Source organism: Streptomyces sp. NPDC012769 (assembly GCF_042901205.1).
Taxonomy (GTDB): domain Bacteria; phylum Actinomycetota; class Actinomycetes; order Streptomycetales; family Streptomycetaceae; genus Streptomyces.
Window position 1 is genome coordinate 498619 of sequence record NZ_JBIBCP010000002.1, and the last position, 17274, is coordinate 515892.

Sequence of the window (17274 nt, forward strand, 5' to 3'; positions counted from 1 at the left end):
CACGTGCCCGTACCGAAAGCCGAACTTCACCTCCACATCGAAGGCACCCTCGAACCCGAGCTGGCCTTCGCGCTCGCCGCGCGCAACGGCGTCACCCTGCCGTACGCGGACACGGAGGCGCTGCGCCAGGCATACCGCTTCAGCGACCTGCAGTCCTTCCTGGACCTGTACTACGCCCTGATGGCGGTCCTGCGCACCGCCGACGACTTCACCGAGCTCGCCGACGCTTATCTGGCGCGGGCCGCGGAGCAGGGTGTGCGGCACGCCGAGATCTTCTTCGACCCGCAGGCGCACACGGCGCGCGGGGTGCCGATCGGGGTGGTCGTGGAGGGCCTCGCCGCGGCCCTGGACCGCGCCGAGGAGCGGCACGGGATCTCGACGCGGCTCATCATGTGCTTCCTGCGCGACGAGTCGGCGGAGTCGGCGATGGCGACGCTGGAGGCCGCGAAGCCGTATCTGGACCGGATCACGGGAGTGGGGCTCGACTCGGCGGAGGTCGGTCATCCGCCGGCGAAGTTCCGCGAGGTGTACGAGGAGGCCGCCCGGCTCGGTCTGCGGCGGGTCGCTCACGCGGGGGAGGAGGGCCCGGCGGAGTACGTCCGCGAGGCCCTCGACGTCCTGGGGGTGGAGCGGATCGACCACGGTCTGCGCTGCCTGGAGGACCCGTCGCTGGTCGAGCGGCTCGTCCGGGAGCGGGTGCCGCTGACGCTGTGTCCGCTGTCCAACGTGCGGCTGCGGGCGATCGACGTCCTGGAGGAGCACCCGCTGCGGACGATGCTGGAGGCGGGCCTGCTGGCGACGGTCAACTCCGACGACCCCGCCTACTTCGGCGGCTACGTCGGCGACACCTTCGACGCGGTCAGGGACGCCCTGTCCCTGACCCCGGAGCAGCTGCGGACCCTCGCGCGGAACTCCTTCCTGGCCTCCTTCCTGGAGGACGACGAGGCGCGGCGGGAGCGGTACCTGGCGGAGGTCACCGCGTACGACTTCGGGGCGTAGCCCCCGCCGAAGCCTCCGCCACAGCCCCAGCCGGAGCCGGAGCCGGGGCCTCGGCCGGGGTCAGTTCGAGGCGGCGGCCCCGGAAGCCCTCCCGGAGGCGCCGGTCGTGGCTGACGATCACCAGCGTGCCCCGGTAGGCCGTGAGCGCGGCCTCGATCTCCTCCACCAGGCCCGGGGCCAGGTGGTTGGTCGGCTCGTCCAGGAGGAGCAGGTCGGCGGGCGCCGTCACCAGCCGGGCCAGCTCCAGCTTGCGGCGCTGCCCCGTCGACAGGAGCCGTACCGGCGTCGTCAGGTCCCGGGCGGCGAAGAGCCCGAGGGCGAGCAGTTCGTCCTCGCGGCCCTCTCCGAAGGCCCGGGCGACCGTACGGGGGTCGGTCGGCGGGGCCGTGTCCTGGCGGAGCAGCCCGACCCGCGCGGGGGCCCGCACGGTGCCCGCGTCCGGGACGAGTTCGCCCGCGAGGACCTTGAGCAGGGTGGTCTTCCCGGCGCCGTTCGGGCCGGTCACCAGGAGCCGTTCGCCCGCGTCCAGACGCAGGGCGTCGAGCCGCAGCCGGCCGGCCACGCGGATCCCGGCCAGGTCGACGGGTGCGCCCTCGCCCGCCGGGGCGGCGCGGAAGCGGAGCGGCTCCGGAGGCGCGGGCACCGGGTGGGAGGTGAGCCGGGCGAGCCGCTCGCGGGCGGCGCGGATGCGGCTCATCGCCCCGTGCGCCCGTGACCGGGCCCGGAAGGCGCCCGCCCCGCTGAAGGAGGCCGGAGCCTTGCGGGGGATGGCGCTGAAGCGGTCGATGGCGCTGTCCGCGAGGGCCGTGTACCGGGCGAGTTCCGCCTTCCACTCCTCGTGCTCCCGCTGTCGCCGGGCCCGTTCGGCGGCGCGGCCGGCGAGGTAGCCGGCGTAGCCGTTGCCGTAGCGGCGCAGGGTGTGGCGGTCCTCGTCGACCTCCAGGACGGCGGTGGTGACCCGTTCGAGGAAGACGCGGTCGTGGGAGACGACCACGACCGTGCCCCGGTGGGCGCGCAGCCGCTCCTCCAGCCAGGTGACGGCCTCGTCGTCGAGGTCGTTGGTCGGCTCGTCGAGCAGCAGCAGTTCGGGTTCGGCCGCGAGCACGGCGGCGAGGGCGAGCCGGGAGCGCTGCCCGCCGGAGAGGGTGCCGAGGGGGCGCTCGCGGTCGAGCGGACCGGGTTCACCGAGTCGGCGCAGGGTGGTCTCGACCCGCCGGTCGGCCTCGGCGCCGCCGCGCGCCTCGTAGGCGGCGAGCAGCTCCGCGTATCCGGCGAGGTCACCGGTGTCGGCGAGGGCCGCCTCCGCCGCGCGGATCGCCCGCTCCAGCGCCCGGACCTCCGCGAGGGCCTGTTCGACGGCCTCGCCGACGGTGGCGGTCCCCGGCAGTTCGAGGGTCTGGGCGAGATGGCCGAGGCCGCCGGGGGCCTCGACGGCCACGGTGCCGTTGTCGGCGCTTTCGAGGCCGGCGAGGAGCCGGAGCAGGGTGGACTTCCCGGAGCCGTTGTCGCCGACGACGCCGAGGCGCTCGCCGGGGCGGACGGTCAGGGAGACGCGGTCGAGCACGGTCCGGTGGTGGACGTGCCGGTCGTCGTAGCGCTTGGTGACCTCGGTGAGTTGGGCACGGAACAAGGGCGCGTCCTTCGGGTCGGCGACAGGAACATCGCGAGACGATGCGTCTCGCGATCGATGGGTCGACGGTACGCGAGGATCGATCGGGAAGCAAGACGAGACGTCTCGTATTGTTAAGTGGGTGCGGAGGCCCCCGCCCCGGGAGGACCGCCCCCTCAGCCCCGGTCCGTCGGCCTCGCCAGGCGGAAGGCCGACCCCGCCGCGCGGCGGCGGGAGGCCGTGACCGGGACGGCGATCTCGGTGACCTCCTGCTCCGGGGCGCCCAGCTGCGGGAGGAGGGACGGCGGGGCGGAGGTCGTGGCGGCCAGGAAGGCGGCCGGGGCGCCGCCGCGACGGCGGATGGAGCCCGGGGCGAGCGGGCGGCCCGAGGCGTGCCGGGCCACCGCCGTCATCGGCGCCGCGACCAGGAGCAGCAGGGCGCACAGGGTCAGGCCCATGCCGGGATAGCCGGCCGCTTCCGACAGGACGCTTCCCGTGACGGGGCCGCAGGCCACCCCGAGGGAGGACGCGGAGCCGACCAGGACCGCCCAGCGGCCGCGCGGGTCGAGGGAGGCGGCGAGCCCGAGCAGATACGACAGGACGACGGGGTACAGGGCGTTCCACAGGATCTCGCCGGTCGCGAAGGACACCGGGCCCTCGGCGGCCGAGCTGAGCAGCACGCAGCCGGCGATCAGCGCCGTGCCCGCGCCGATCGGCACCGCGCGGCCGAGCCGGGAGCCGAGCGCGCCGGCCGCGATGACGCCCGCGAGCCCGGCGCCGAGCGCGGCGGCGAACACCATGCCCAGCGTCACCTCGGACAGCCCCGCCTGGGTCAGGCCGATGCGGCCGCTGACGCCCCACAGCGCGTTCTGCGCCATCGACCACAGCAGGATCCCGCACGCGAGGACCGCCCCCGCGGACCGGTGGGGCAGCGGCCCCGCCACGGCCGTCTCCCGCACTGCGGGGGTGCCGCCCGGCAGCCACGCCGTCACCGGCCAGACCAGCAGCGCCGTCCCGGCGATCGCCGCGAACGGCAGTCCGTGGCCGCCGCCGAGGTGCGGCAGCGTCAGATACAGCGCGCCCGCGGTCGCCGAGACCGACAACAGGCCGAGCGAGGAGGCGCGATGGGGGTCCGGGCGGCCCGCGATGCCGGCCGCTGCCACCGCCGTCGCCGTACCGGAGCCGAAGCCGCCGACGACCGCGCCCGCCACGACCGGCAGGACCGCGTCCGTCGCCGCGGCCGTGCCGTAGCCGACGGCCATCGCCGCGAGTCCGAGGCGCGCCGCCCGGCGAGGACCGATCCGCTCCGCGTGCGCGGCCAGCGTGAAGCCCGCCGAGGCGGAGCCGAGCAGCAGGATCGAGCCGACCAGGCCGGCCTGGGCGGTGCCGAGGCCGAGCCCCGCGGACAGCCGGCCGACGACCGTCGGCAGCAGATACGGGGCGAGATATCCCGCCGTGAAGAGGGCGACGAGGGAGGCGAGGGCGGCGCGCGCCCCCAGGGCACGCGGACGGCGCGACGACATGGGCGTTCCAGGAACCGAACGGGAAAGTGAGACGGCGCCCGGTGATCCACGGGGTCGCGGCACCATGTGTATCAAGCATCCGAGTGGGCGGAGAAGCCGTTATCCCCCGATTCGGTATGTGATACGGGTCACTCTCTACAGGGGAAAGGTTTGGCGCAAGATGATCATGGGTACTGGGTCGCGAATTCGTTGCGCCGGACCCGTCTCCCCGGCCCCTTCCGGCACACTGTCCGCATCAGCACCACGACCGGGGAGCCTGCCGTGACCGACCGCGACACCGACCTCGCCGACGTCGACCCGCTGGTGTGCCTGCGCGAGCCCACCGACCCCGACTGCGACGTCTTCCTCACGGGCACGGTCTTCCTCGACATCATCTTCACCGGCCTCGACAGCGCCCCCGTGCGCGGCACCGAGTCCTGGGCGCGCGGCATGGGATCCAGCCCCGGCGGCGTCGCCAACATGGCCACCGCGCTCGCCCGGCTCGGCCTGCGCACCTCGCTCGCCGCCGCGTTCGGCGACGACCACTACGGCGAGTACTGCTGGGACGCCCTGGAGCAGGGCGAGGGCATCGACCTCGCGCTCTCCCGCACCGTCCCCGGCTGGCACTCGCCCGTCACCGTCTCCATGGCCTACGAGGGCGAGCGCACCATGGTCTCCCACGGCCACGACGCCCCGCCCGTCGACGGCGCCCCGCCCGCCTACCCGCCGCGCGCCCGCGCCGCCGTCGCCTCCCTGGTGCCCGGCCGCAGCGAGGAGTGGGTGGCCCGGGCGGCCCGGGGCGGCGCCAAGGTCTTCGCCGACGTCGGCTGGGACGACACCGGCCGCTGGGACCTGGCCGGCCTGACCGACCTGGAGCACTGCGAGGCCTTCCTGCCCAACGCGGCCGAGGCGATGCGCTACACCCGCACCGACTGTCCGCGCGCCGCCGCCCGCGCCCTGGCCGACAAGGTCCGCTACGCCGTCGTCACCCTCGGCTCCGAGGGTGCCTACGCCGTGGACGGCGCCACCGGCGAGACCGCCGAGGTCCCCGCCATCCAGGTCTCCGCGCTCGACCCGACCGGCGCCGGCGACGTCTTCGTGGCCGGCTTCGTCACCGGCACCCTGGCCGACTGGCCGCTCGCCGACCGGCTCGCCTTCGCCGGCCTGACCGCCGCCCTGTCCGTGCAGGAGTTCGGCGGCTCCCTCTCGGCGCCGACCTGGGGCGAGATCGCCGCCTGGTGGCAGCACGTCCAGGGCCACGAGTGCCAGGACCCGGCGGCCCTGCGCGCCCGCTACGCCTTCCTGGAGCGGCTGCTTCCGGTCCAGGACCGGCCCTGGCCGCTGCGCCGCGCGGTCCCCACCATCGGCTTCCGCCCCGCCCCCGCGCCGTAAAAGGCTTCTGGGTTGTCCGACCCGAGTCGTAGGCTTGGTATCCGAGAGGTTGTCGAGCAGCGAGAACCCTGCGACAGGAGGTATGTGCAGGCCACAGTGCCGGCCCATGACTCAGACACCCACAGCCCACGCCCCCGCGCCGGGGCAGGCACGCGCACAGTTCACCGTCCCCGCGAAGCATCCGATGGTGATGATGCTGGGTTCCGGCGACTCCTTGCTGCGCGTGATCGAGAAGGCGTTCCCGGCGACGGACATCCACGTGCGGGGAAACGAGATCAGCGCGATCGGTGACGCGAGGGAAGTCGCACTGATCCAGCGCCTGTTCGACGAGATGATGCTGGTGCTCCGCACCGGACAGCCGATGACGGAGGACGCCGTGGAACGATCGATCGCCATGCTGCGGGAGGAGACCGGGGACGCGGCGGTCGAGACGCCCTCCGAGGTGCTCACGCAGAACATCCTCTCCAGCCGCGGTCGCACCATCCGTCCCAAGACCCTCAACCAGAAGCGCTATGTCGACGCCATCGACAAGCACACCATCGTCTTCGGCATCGGCCCCGCCGGCACCGGAAAGACGTATCTGGCCATGGCCAAGGCGGTCCAGGCCCTGCAGTCCAAGCAGGTCACCCGGATCATCCTGACCCGGCCGGCGGTCGAGGCGGGCGAGCGGCTCGGCTTCCTGCCCGGCACGCTCTACGAGAAGATCGACCCGTATCTGCGGCCGCTGTACGACGCGCTGCACGACATGCTCGACCCCGACTCGATCCCCAAGCTGATGGCGAACGGGACGATCGAGGTCGCGCCGCTGGCGTACATGCGAGGCCGGACGCTCAACGACGCGTTCATCATCCTCGACGAGGCGCAGAACACGAACCCCGAGCAGATGAAGATGTTCCTCACCCGCCTCGGCTTCGACTCGAAGATCGTCATCACCGGTGACATCACCCAGGTCGACCTCCCCGGCGGCACGAAGAGCGGTCTGCGTCAGGTCCGGGACATCCTCGACGGGGTCCCCGACGTCCACTTCTCGTCGCTCACGTCGCAGGATGTCGTACGGCACAAGCTCGTCGGCCGTATCGTCGACGCGTACGAGCAGTACGACAGCCGCAACGGCGCCCGCGAGGGCGGCCGGGACGGCGGCCGTCACGAAAGCCGCAACGGGAAGTAGAAGCAGCAGCACATGTCGATCGACGTCAACAACGAGTCCGGAACCGAGGTCGACGAGCAGGCGATCCTCGACATCGCCCGCTACGCGCTCGCCCGCATGCGCATCCACCCGCTCTCCGAGCTCTCGGTGATCGTCGTGGACGCCGAGGCGATGGAGCAGCTCCACATCCAGTGGATGGACCTGCCGGGCCCGACGGACGTCATGTCCTTTCCGATGGACGAGCTGCGCCCGCCGTCGAAGGACGACGAGGAGCCCCCGCAGGGGCTCCTCGGCGACATCGTGCTCTGCCCCGAGGTCGCCAAGAAGCAGGGCGAGGACGCACCCACGCAGCACTCCATGGACGAGGAGCTCCAGCTCCTGACCGTCCACGGAGTGCTGCACCTGCTCGGCTACGACCACGAGGAGCCGGACGAGAAGGCCGAGATGTTCGGCCTTCAGGCCGCCATCGTGGACGGCTGGCGCGAGGAGAAGGGCCTCACCGGCCCCTCGCCCGCGCCGACCGTCTCCTGACCCCGGCCGGACATGAGCGCTCAACTGATCATGGGGGCGGTCGCCCTCGTCATCGTCGCCTGGCTCGCCGCCTGCGCCGAGGCGGGCATCGCCCGCGTCTCCAGCTTCCGCGCCGCCGAGGCCCTGCGGTCCGGGCGGCGCGGCGCCGAGAAACTGGCCCAGGTCGCCTCCGACCCCACCCGCTACCTCAACGTGGCGCTGCTCGTCCGCGTCGCCTGCGAGATGGCGGCCGGCGTCCTGGTCACCTACGCCTGCCTGGAGGAGTTCCCGCAGACCTGGGAGGCGCTGCTCGTCGCGATCGCCGTCATGGTGCTCGTGTCGTACGTCGCCGTCGGCGTCTCGCCGCGCACCATCGGCCGCCAGCACCCGCTGAACACGGCGACCGCCGCCGCGTACGTGCTGCTGCCGCTGGCCCGGGTCATGGGCCCGATCCCGCAGCTGCTGATCCTCATCGGCAACGCGCTCACGCCCGGCAAGGGCTTCCGCAAGGGCCCCTTCGCCTCCGAGGCCGAGCTGCGGGCCATGGTCGACCTCGCCGAGCAGGAGTCGCTGATCGAGGACGAGGAGCGCCGGATGGTGCACTCGGTCTTCGAGCTCGGTGACACGCTGGTGCGCGAGGTGATGGTGCCGCGCACCGACCTCGTCTGCATAGAGCGCTACAAGACCGTCCGCCAGGCCCTGACCCTCGCGCTGCGCTCCGGCTTCTCCCGCATCCCCGTGACCGGGGAGAACGAGGACGACATCGTCGGCATCGTGTATCTCAAGGACCTGGTCCGCAAGACGCACATCAACCGGGAGGCCGAGGCGGACCTGGTCTCCACCGCGATGCGCCCGGCGGCCTTCGTGCCCGACACCAAGAACGCCGGCGACCTGCTGCGCGAGATGCAGCAGGAGCGCAACCACGTCGCCGTCGTCATCGACGAGTACGGCGGGACGGCCGGGATCGTCACCATCGAGGACATCCTGGAGGAGATCGTCGGCGAGATCACCGACGAGTACGACCGGGAGCTGCCGCCGGTCGAGGAGCTGGGCGAGGGCCGCTTCCGGGTCACCGCCCGTCTCGACATCGGCGACCTGGGCGAGCTGTACGGCTTCGGCCCCGACGAGTACGACGACGAGGACGTGGAGACCGTCGGCGGACTGCTCGCCAAGGCCCTCGGCCGGGTGCCGATCGCCGGTGCGAACACGGTCGTGAAGCTGCCCGACGGGCGGACGCTGCGGCTGACCGCCGAATCGCCGGCCGGCCGCCGGAACAAGATCGTGACCGTGCTCGTCGAACCGGTCGTCAGGAGCGGCGAGGGGGAGGAGACGGCCGAGCGATGACGCCCGACCAGCTGCGCGCGTTCTGCCTGGAGTTCAACGACGCGAGCGAGGAGTTCCCGTTCGGCCCGGACGTCTCGGTCTTCAAGGTCGCCGGGAAGATGTTCGCGCTGTCCTGGCTGGACGCCGAGCCGCTGCGGGTCAACCTCAAGTGCGATCCGGAGGAGGCCCTACGTCTCCGCGAGGAGCACCCGGCGATCGCCCCCGGCTATCACATGAACAAGCGGCACTGGAACACGGTGACCGTGACGGAGCTCCCGGACCGGCTGGTCCGGGAGCTCGTCGAGGACTCGTACGACCTGGTCGTCGCCGGCCTGCCGAAGGCGGTACGGCTCCGCCTCGACCGGCCCTGACGGTCAGGCCCGGGCCCGCTCACGCCGCGCGCGCCGCAGGCCCAGGGCGATCACGGCCGCCGTCACCAGCACGATGGCCGCGTCCAGGGCGAGGACCGTGCGGACGCCCCCGTACAGGCTGTCGCCGGTGGTGGCGAGCACGCCGAGCATCGGGATGCCGACGGTGAGGCCGACCTGCTGGGTCGTGGTGACCAGCCCGGTCGCCAGGCCCTGTTCCGCGTCGGGGACGCCGGAGGTGACGGTCACGCCGTACGCGACGATCGCGCCCAGGTGGCAGATGGAGGCCAGCGAGACGGCGACGGCGGCGAGGACCGCGCCCGACCCGGTGCCGATGCCCAGGAGCGCGGCGGTCAGCAGGCCCTGCCCGGCGAGGCCGATGACCAGCGTGCGGCCGGCGCCGAACCGCCCGATGACCTTCGGCGCGACCGTGCCCGCGAAGACCGACACGACGCCCTGGATCCCGAAGACGAGACCGGTGGCGAAGGACGAGAGCCCCAGCGTCTCCTGGAGGTAGAGGGTCAGGACGAAGATCACCGTCGACATCATCGAGAAGGTGACGAGCCCGCCCAGATTGCCGAAGGCGACCGTCCCCCGCCTGAGCATCGGCAGCGACACCAGCGGGGCGGCGCTGCGGGACTCCACGACGCCGAAGGCCACCAGCAGCACCACGCCCGCGACCAGCGAGACCTGGACGTCCGTGCCGCCGAAGCCCCGCTCCGCGGCCGTCGACAGGGCGTAGATCAGCGAGAGCAGACCGCCGGTGACGGTCACCGCGCCCGGCACGTCGAGCCGGGGCCGTTCGGGAGTGCGCGACTCGGGCAGCAGGCCCGGCGCCAGCGGCAGCACGATCAGCGTGAACAGGGCGAGCAGGCCCATGGTGGAGCGCCAGCCGAGGGTGTCCGTCATGACCCCGCCGAGGATCATGCCGATGGTGAAGCCGAGCGACAGCAGGGTGCCGGAGATGCCCAGCGCCCGGTCGCGCTGCGGTCCCTCGGGGAAGGTCGTGGTCAGCAGGGACATGCCGGTCGGGACGATCATGGCGGCGCCGAGGCCCTGCAGCGCGCGGCCGGCCAGGAAGGAGGCCGGGTCCCAGGCGAAGGTGGCCAGCAGGGAGGCCGCGCCGAAGAGCGCGAGGCCGATGAGGAACAGCTTCCTGCGCCCGTACAGGTCGCCGATCCGGCCGGACAGCAGCAGGAATCCGCCGGAGGGCAGGGCGAAGGCGGTCACCGCCCACTGGAGGGCGGCGGGACTCATCCCGAGGTCGGCGCCGAGGACGGGCAGGGCCACGTTCAGGACGGAGAAGTCCAGGGCCACCATGAACTGGGCGGCGCACAGGACGAGGAGGATGAGCCGGGCGCGGCCGGTGATCGCCGAGGAGGCGCGATCCGGTACGGGGCCTGAGGCGCGATCCGGTACGGGGGCGGGCGCGGGCTCCGGTACGAGCGGGGTTTCGGGGCGGGTCGGGGGAGTGGTCGTTGCCATGGCCACGACTCTCGTGGCGCGGGAATGCCCGTGGGGAGCGGGAACTTATCCTGTTGGTCGCACCACCAGGCGTCCAGGGGGAGGAAGCACACGTGGCCACGGCACTGGAGAGCACCGACGGCAAGGCGCACCGGCTGGCCGAGCTCCGGGCGTTCCTGATGAGCCGTCGGGCCCGGGTGACGCCCGCCGAGGCCGGACTGCCGGACGGCGGCGCCCGGCGCCGCACCCCCGGTCTGCGCCGCGAGGAGGTCGCCGTCCTCGCCGGCGTCGGGGTGTCCTGGTACCAGTGGTTGGAGCAGGGCCGGGACATCACGGTCTCGCCGCAGGTGATCGACGCGGTGGCGCGGGTGCTGCGGCTCAGCCCGGCGGAGCGGCGCCATCTCTACGTGCTCGCGGGGCTCAACCCGCCCGCGCCGGAGGTCGATCCGGAGTTCGCGGACATGTGCCAGGGGCTGCGGCGGCTCATCGAGGCGTGGATGCCGTTCCCTGCGCACATCATGGACGCCTACTGGAACACGGTGATGTACAACGACGCGGCGTCCTTCGTCCTCGGGATGCGGCCGGAGATCGTGCAGAACTGCCTGATCTCGTTCTTCACCGACCCGCTCTACCGCTCCCGGGCGGGCGACTGGGCGGAGCTGGCGCCCAAGGTCGTCGCCCAGTTCCGGGCCGCGTGCTCGGAGCGCCCCGACGACGACGGGTTCCGGGCGGTGGTGGCGGAGGCGAAGGCGGCCAGCGCCGAGTTCACGGAGCTGTGGGAGCGGCGGGACGTCATGCCGGGCGGCCAGGTCCGCAAGGTCCTGGACCATCCGCTGGTCGGCCCGCTCCACGTCGAGTCCACGCAGCTGCGCGTCCCGGCCCGCCCCGACCTGGCGATCGTGCTCCACACCCCGCTGCCGGAGGCCGACACGGCGGCGAAGCTGGAGTGGCTGGCCTCGCCGGAGGGGCGGCGCGGGGCGATGTACCCGGTGGCGGGCTGAGCGAGGTCCCGCGCGCGTCAGGGCGCTGTCACCGGGCCCGTATAGGCTGCTCGCCGTTCGGTCGCACAGGTGTACGCGGCCCGGCAGCTTCCGCTCACTTCCTTACCCTCAAGAGGCAGTTCACCATGCGTACTCGCATCAGCCGCGGCCTGGCCGCCGCCCTCGCCGTCTCCGCGCTCTCGCTGACCGCCGCCTGCGGTGGCGGTTCCGCGGACGACGGCAAGAAGAAGGACGGTGCCGACAAGCCGTCCGCCGGCGCGACGACCTCCGCCGCGCCCACCTCCGCGGCGCCGTCCGGTCCGCTGACCGCCGCTCAGATGAAGGCCGGCGTGCTGGAGCTGAAGGACCTTCCGTCGGGCTGGAAGACCACCAAGCGGCAGACGGGCAGCGCGGTCTACAAGGCCGAGAAGGCCGAGTGCCAGCCGATCGCCGCGCTGATGAACGGTGAGATGGACGGTGCCACGAAGGGCCCGACTGCCGACTTCGCCCTCGGCAACAACGCCTCCGAGATCAGCGAGGACGTCGTGACCTTCCCGGGCACCGGCGCCGCCGACTTCACCAAGAAGCTCACCACGGCCCTGGACAGCTGCCCCGACTTCGCCGTCACGGCCGACGGCGCGAAGATGAAGTTCACGGTGAAGAAGACCACCGCCCCGCAGGGGGCCGAGGAGGCGCACGCCTTCGAGATCGGCATGGAGGTCGCGCCCGGCATCGTGATCAAGCCGAACCTGGTCTTCGTGCGCCAGGGCACCGGTGTCCTGCGGTTCCTGTACCTCGCGGACGCCGCCGGCATGAAGGAGTACGGCTCCCTCACCAAGCTCGCCACCGACAAGTTCGTCAAGGCCGCCCAGGGCTGAGCCCCCGTCCCGTCCGCACCGCCCCGCCCTATCCTCGGATCATGACACTCAACCGCGAGCACGACGACCTCGGCGCCGAGGACCTCAAGATCATCACGCTGGCGCGCAGCGCCCGCGCCCGCAACGGGGTGGCGGAGGGCGCGGCGGTACGGGACGAGACCGGGCGGACGTACGTCGCCGGGACCGTCGCCCTGGAGTCGCTCAAGCTGAGCGCGCTCCAGACGGCGGTCGCCATGGCCGTGGCCAGCGGCGCCCAGTCGCTGGAGGCCGCGGCCGTCGTCTCCACCGCCGAGGCCGCGTCCGACGCGGACCGCGCGGCGGTGCGGGACCTGGGCGGGCCGGAGACCCCGGTGCTGCTCGCCGGTCCCGACGGGCGGCTGCGGGCGGCGGTCACGGCGGGCTGAACCCCGTGACGGACCAGGAGGGGCCCGGCGCGCACGACATGCGCCGGGCCCTTCGCGTACGCCCGCCGCACGGCCCTTGCGCACCGCCCCCTGCACACTCCCGCACGGCCCTTGCGCACCGCCCCCTGCACACTCCCGCACGGCCCTTGTGCTCTTGTGAAGAATGCGCGTCAATAGCAGCGCGGATCGTCCGACGGTCCGTCAGAAACAGGTCATCCACACGCGTCATCACGCAGTGTCCGCACCCCTGCGTTCGTCATCGGAAGGGGTACGACCTCGCCATGAGAAGCAACAGCAGCTTAGGGATCGTCGCGGTGCTCTCCGGGGCGCTCGCCGCCGCCGGACTCGCCTTCGCACCGGGCGCCGCCGCCGTGTCACCGGGCACGGCCACGGCCACCTACGACTGCGGGTCGTGGGGCGGTGGCGGTGTCACCCTCACCGCCACGCAGAACGGCACCGCCGCCACCGTCACGATCACCTCCGCCGTGAAGACGCCGATCGCGGTCGGCGTCGACCAGATCAGCGCCACGCTGACGATGGCCAAGGCGGGCGGCGGCACCCGGGTCTTCAGCGGCAAGAAGAACCCGGCGCTCGCCGCCAACCAGTCCGTCACCATCGGCCCGCTCAGTGGGACCGTCGCCTCCGGCGACAGCCTCAACTCCTACTTCGCGGGCACCGCGCTCAAGATGGTGATCTTCGGGGTCACGGTGAACTGCGACGCCCTCACCTCGCAGTCGCCCGGGCCCTTCGTGTTCAGCTGAGCCCTTCCCGCACGGCCGACCGGTACCGCCGAGTGCGGTACCGGTCCCTGCTGTGACCTGCGCAGACCCCGGTCCGGCCGCCGATCTTGCCAGTTTCTGATGGAGCATCAGACGAGGGCTTCCGCCTCCCTTGACTTCTCTCGGCCCGCACCCGTCAATGGCGCCCTCTCATCCCTCAGGAGGGGCCCACATGGCACTCGACCGAAGCCGCGCGGCGGCCCGAAGACGGCGCCGCTGGACCGCCGCCCTCGGCGCCGGCGCGCTCGCGCTCACCGCCGGAGCGCTCGCCGCCCCGGCCGGCGCACTCACCCCGGCCTCCGCCCCCGTGGAGTTCGCCACCCACTGCGTCCCGCCGCCGATCGCCGGCATCCCGCCGATCGACGGCACCACCACGGCACAGATCACCGTCGACAACACCGCGCCCAAGGTCGGCGACACGGTCACCGTCACCTACACGGTCACCAGGCCCGCCGCCTCCAACCCGGTGGACCTCGCCCTCCCGGCCGACATCATGACCCCGAGCGGCAAGGTCACCCTCGGCGGCGCCCAGTCCGGGTCCGTCACCGTCACCGGCCCGAAGAAGAACCCGCCCGTCCCGGGCAAGGGCTCCTTCCCGCCCTTCTCCATGACCGGCACCTTCACCGTCACCGCCCCCGGCGCGATCACCCTCGCGCCCGGCGACTACAACATCCACACCAGCTACCTCATGGAGCTGGACACCCCCTGCACCGTCACCGACCCGCCCGCGCCCGTATCCGAGACGGTCACGGCCACCGCACAGCCCGGCGCCAACGAGCGGGCCCTCCAGCTCGACAGCGCCTCCGGGGCACCCGGCGTCCGCGTCACCGTCAGCGGCAGCACATTCACCCCGCTCACCGAGGTCACCGTCGTCGGCCGGGCCGGAGCGGCCGAGACAGCCGACCGGATGACCGTCACCACCGACAGCGAGGGCGGCTTCGTCGCCCGCCTGAAGATCAACGACAAGGCGACCACCGGAGTCGTCGCGTACGAGGGCGCGGCCTGGGACCCCGACAAGGGCGCGGGCCCCGTCGCGTACACCGTCGTCGACGACACCCCCACGCCGCCGAACAGCCAGAAGATCACCGCCTCGGTCATCGCGGGCGAACTGTCGATGACCCAGGCCGGCGACGCCGTCCAGCTCAGCGCCGTCGACTTCGGGCAGGGCGGCGCGGCCACCGGAGCCCTGCGGACGGTGACCGTCAAGGACTTCCGCGGCGGCCCCGCGGGCTGGTCCCTGACCGGCAAGGTCACCGACTTCACCGGCCCCGGCGGCGCCATCGGCGCCGGGAAGCTCAGCTGGACCCCGGCCTGCACCACCAAGGCCGGCAGCCCCAGCACCTGCGTCCCGGGCAGCTCCGGCCCGGTCGGCACCACCGGCGCCACCCTCGCCTCCACGCCGAACGGCACCCTCACCGGCGGCGAGTTCACCGTCGACGCGGGGCTCTCCCTCGACGTCCCGGCGTTCACCGCGCCGGGCGCCTACGCGGGCGTGCTCACGCTGACGCTGTCCTGACCGTCCAGCGGGCCGGGCGCGCACCCGGCCGGCCCGCTCCTCCTCCCCGGGGGTCCGCACCCGTGCGCACGCTGTACGTCCTCCTCCTGAGCTTCCTGCTGAGCGCCGCCCCGGTCCTCCTCGGCCCGCCGCCGCGGGCGGCCGCCGCCGAGAACGGCGAATGGGCCGTGTACCCGGCCGCCTCCACGCTCGGCAGCCGCCCGTACTTCTACCTCTCCGCCGACCCCGGCGCCACGCTCACCGACCGGGTCACCGTCACCAACAAGACCGCCGGCCCGCTCACCTTCCTCCTCTACGGCGCCGACGCCTACAACACCGAACGCGACGGCGGCTTCGCCGTCCGCACCCGGCAGGAGCGGCAGACCGGCGCCGGAGCCTGGATCAGGCCTGCCCGCGACCGGGTCACGGTCCCGGCGCGCTCCGCCGTCACCGTGCCGTACACCCTGACCGTCCCCGCCGACGCCGAGCCCGGCGACCACCCCGGCGCCGTCGTCGCCCTCGACGAGCGGATCGCCGACGACGACGGCGGCGGCGGGGCGGTCGCCCTCGGCGTACGGCGCGCCGTCGCCGCCCGCGTCTATCTGCGGGTGGGCGGCCCCACCGTCCCCGGCCTCGCCGTCGAGGACGTCACCCTCGACCAGGACCGGCCGCTCGTCCCCGGCACCCGCGCCGGCAGCGCCGTCGTCTCCTACACCCTGCACAACCTCGGCAACGTCACCCTCCACCCCAAGGTCTCCCTGAAGGCCCGGGGGCTCCTCGGCCGCACCCTGCTCTCCCGCGACCTCGACCGGGTCCCGGCCGAACTGCTGCCCCGGCAGAAGATCCGGCTCACCGCGCGGTGGACGGACCCGCCGCAGTTCGACCGGGGCGAGCTGACCCTGACCGCCACCGCCGGGAACGTCCGCGCGTCCGGCCGGGTCTCCTTCCTCGCCGTGCCCTGGCTGCCCCTCGCCCTCCTGGTCACCGGTGCCGCGGCCGCGGCTGGTGCCCTCCGGATCCGTCGCCGTCGCCGCCGTCGCGCGGCCGGGAAGGCACTGAGTACGTGAGGCGGGCGCTCATCGGGGACAATGACCCCCATGAGCGTTCGCACCCCAGACACCGATGAGAACACCGCCCCCCACCGGGCGGGCTTCGCCTGCTTCGTCGGGCGCCCCAACGCGGGCAAGTCCACCCTCACGAACGCTCTCGTCGGGCAGAAGGTGGCGATCACCTCCAACCGGCCGCAGACCACCCGGCACACCGTCCGCGGCATCGTGCACCGGCCCGACGCCCAGCTGATCCTGGTCGACACCCCCGGCCTCCACAAGCCGCGCACCCTGCTCGGCGAGCGCCTCAACGACATCGTGCGCACCACCTGGGCCGAGGTCGACGTCATCGGCTTCTGCCTGCCCGCCGACCAGAAGCTCGGCCCCGGCGACCGCTTCATCGCCAAGGAGCTCGCCGAGATCCGCAAGACCCCCAAGGTCGCCATCGTCACCAAGACCGACCTGGTCGACTCCAAGACCCTCGCCGAGCAGCTGATCGCCATCGACCAGCTCGGCAGGGAGCTCGGCATCGAGTGGGCCGAGATCGTGCCCGTCTCCGCCGTCGGCGACAAGCAGGTCCAGCTCGTCGCCGACCTGCTCATCCCGCTCCTGCCGGAGTCCCCGCCGCTCTACCCCGAGGGCGACCTCACCGACGAGCCCGAGATGGTCATGGTCGCCGAGCTGATCCGCGAGGCCGCGCTCGAAGGCGTACGGGACGAGCTGCCGCACTCCATCGCGGTGGTCGTGGAGGAGATGCTGCCGCGCGAGAACCGCCCCGCGGACCGGCCGCTGCTCGACATCCACGCCAACGTGTACATCGAGCGCCCCAGCCAGAAGGGCATCATCATCGGCCCCAAGGGCAGCCGCCTGAAGGAGGTCGGGATGAAGTCCCGCAAGCACATCGAGGCGCTCCTCGGGACCCCGGTCTTCCTCGACCTCCACGTGAAGGTCGCGAAGGACTGGCAGCGGGATCCCAAGCAGCTGCGCAAGCTCGGCTTCTAGCGGGTGTCTTGTCGATCAGGCCGGATCAGGGAGCGGCGTCTGGCGTCGCGAGCCCGGCAAGATCGGCGAGACACCCCCTAGGCGCCTTCCTTCAGAAGCCTCGTGACGAGGGCCCGCTGGGCCTCGCCGAGGTGAGGGTCGCGGCAGCGCACCGTCCGGCCGTCGACCGTGATCTCGTACGAGAAGCCGTCCGGCACGCCCCGGGCGGCCTGCTCGTCGTCAAGGGACTCGGCGAGGACGGACGCGGCCAGGGCGTGCCACTCGGCGGCGTCGGCCCGGCCGGCGGTGTCCACCTCCGCCGACCGCTCGATGCCCGCGAAACCGCCCGTGCGCCGCACTGAAATCCGCATGGGCCCTGTGTACCAGGAGGCTGGCC

General features: G+C 73.0%; 17 protein-coding genes. 13 read left to right on the forward strand and 4 right to left on the reverse strand.

The window, feature by feature from the left end:
- Positions 1-3 precede the first annotated feature (3 nt).
- A complete protein-coding gene (locus tag ACFY7C_RS11060; protein ID WP_389647172.1) occupies positions 4-999 on the forward strand; it encodes an adenosine deaminase in 996 nt (331 codons plus the stop codon).
- Here the strand turns inward: ACFY7C_RS11060 and abc-f are convergent.
- Both abc-f and ACFY7C_RS11070 read right to left on the reverse strand, forming a co-directional pair.
- On the reverse strand, positions 974-2629 hold the full coding sequence (abc-f, locus tag ACFY7C_RS11065; protein ID WP_389647175.1) for a ribosomal protection-like ABC-F family protein: 1656 nt from the start codon (positions 2627-2629) through the stop codon (positions 974-976). The genes ACFY7C_RS11060 and abc-f overlap by 26 nt on opposite strands.
- A gap of 155 nt (positions 2630-2784) precedes the next feature.
- Complete coding sequence (locus ACFY7C_RS11070) at positions 2785-4131, reverse strand: MFS transporter (RefSeq protein ID WP_389647178.1); 1347 nt, start codon at positions 4129-4131, stop codon at positions 2785-2787.
- 261 nt (positions 4132-4392) lie between these two features.
- On the opposite strand from ACFY7C_RS11070, the gene ACFY7C_RS11075 reads away from it, so the two are divergent.
- The 5 genes from ACFY7C_RS11075 (at position 4393) to ACFY7C_RS11095 (ending at position 8853) form a co-directional block, all read left to right on the forward strand.
- Positions 4393-5502, forward strand: a complete 1110-nt coding sequence (locus ACFY7C_RS11075) for a carbohydrate kinase family protein (RefSeq protein WP_389647181.1) — start codon at positions 4393-4395, stop codon at positions 5500-5502.
- Positions 5503-5608: 106 nt separating this feature from the next.
- Positions 5609-6670, forward strand: coding sequence for a PhoH family protein (locus tag ACFY7C_RS11080; protein WP_389647183.1), 1062 nt, complete (start codon positions 5609-5611; stop codon positions 6668-6670).
- A 12-nt stretch (positions 6671-6682) separates the two neighbouring features.
- Positions 6683-7180, forward strand: a complete 498-nt coding sequence (gene ybeY, locus ACFY7C_RS11085) for an rRNA maturation RNase YbeY (protein WP_389647186.1) — start codon at positions 6683-6685, stop codon at positions 7178-7180.
- 12 nt (positions 7181-7192) lie between these two features.
- Complete coding sequence (locus ACFY7C_RS11090; protein WP_389647189.1) at positions 7193-8503, forward strand: hemolysin family protein; 1311 nt, start codon at positions 7193-7195, stop codon at positions 8501-8503.
- Positions 8500-8853, forward strand: a complete 354-nt coding sequence (locus ACFY7C_RS11095; protein ID WP_389647192.1) for an MmcQ/YjbR family DNA-binding protein — start codon at positions 8500-8502, stop codon at positions 8851-8853. Before ACFY7C_RS11090 ends, ACFY7C_RS11095 begins: the two co-directional genes overlap by 4 nt.
- A 3-nt stretch (positions 8854-8856) precedes the next feature.
- Here the strand turns inward: ACFY7C_RS11095 and ACFY7C_RS11100 are convergent, their stop codons facing one another.
- Positions 8857-10335, reverse strand: a complete 1479-nt coding sequence (locus tag ACFY7C_RS11100; protein ID WP_389647195.1) for an MFS transporter — start codon at positions 10333-10335, stop codon at positions 8857-8859.
- Positions 10336-10427: 92 nt separating this feature from the next.
- On the opposite strand from ACFY7C_RS11100, the gene ACFY7C_RS11105 reads away from it, so the two are divergent.
- The 7 genes from ACFY7C_RS11105 to era all read left to right on the forward strand — a co-directional run bounded on the left by ACFY7C_RS11105 (position 10428) and on the right by era (position 16898).
- On the forward strand, positions 10428-11315 hold the full coding sequence (locus tag ACFY7C_RS11105; protein ID WP_389647198.1) for a helix-turn-helix transcriptional regulator: 888 nt from the start codon (positions 10428-10430) through the stop codon (positions 11313-11315).
- Positions 11316-11440: 125 nt separating this feature from the next.
- The gene (locus tag ACFY7C_RS11110) at positions 11441-12172 is read left to right on the forward strand and encodes a hypothetical protein (RefSeq protein ID WP_389647201.1); all 732 of its coding nucleotides are present in this window, start codon (positions 11441-11443) and stop codon (positions 12170-12172) included.
- Between the two features lie 41 nt (positions 12173-12213).
- Entirely contained in the window at positions 12214-12576 is a 363-nt protein-coding gene (locus ACFY7C_RS11115) for a cytidine deaminase (RefSeq protein WP_389647204.1), read from the forward strand.
- 281 nt (positions 12577-12857) lie between these two features.
- A complete protein-coding gene (locus tag ACFY7C_RS11120) occupies positions 12858-13337 on the forward strand; it encodes a hypothetical protein (RefSeq protein ID WP_389647207.1) in 480 nt (159 codons plus the stop codon).
- A gap of 190 nt (positions 13338-13527) precedes the next feature.
- The gene (locus ACFY7C_RS11125; RefSeq protein WP_389647210.1) at positions 13528-14871 is read left to right on the forward strand and encodes a beta-xylosidase; all 1344 of its coding nucleotides are present in this window, start codon (positions 13528-13530) and stop codon (positions 14869-14871) included.
- Positions 14872-14933: 62 nt separating this feature from the next.
- The gene (locus ACFY7C_RS11130; RefSeq protein WP_389647212.1) at positions 14934-15917 is read left to right on the forward strand and encodes a DUF916 domain-containing protein; all 984 of its coding nucleotides are present in this window, start codon (positions 14934-14936) and stop codon (positions 15915-15917) included.
- 21 nt (positions 15918-15938) lie between these two features.
- Entirely contained in the window at positions 15939-16898 is a 960-nt protein-coding gene (gene era, locus ACFY7C_RS11135) for a GTPase Era (RefSeq protein WP_382745796.1), read from the forward strand.
- A gap of 77 nt (positions 16899-16975) precedes the next feature.
- Here the strand turns inward: era and ACFY7C_RS11140 are convergent, their stop codons facing one another.
- The gene (locus ACFY7C_RS11140; RefSeq protein WP_389647216.1) at positions 16976-17248 is read right to left on the reverse strand and encodes a protealysin inhibitor emfourin; all 273 of its coding nucleotides are present in this window, start codon (positions 17246-17248) and stop codon (positions 16976-16978) included.
- Between the last annotated feature and the right edge of the window lie 26 nt (positions 17249-17274).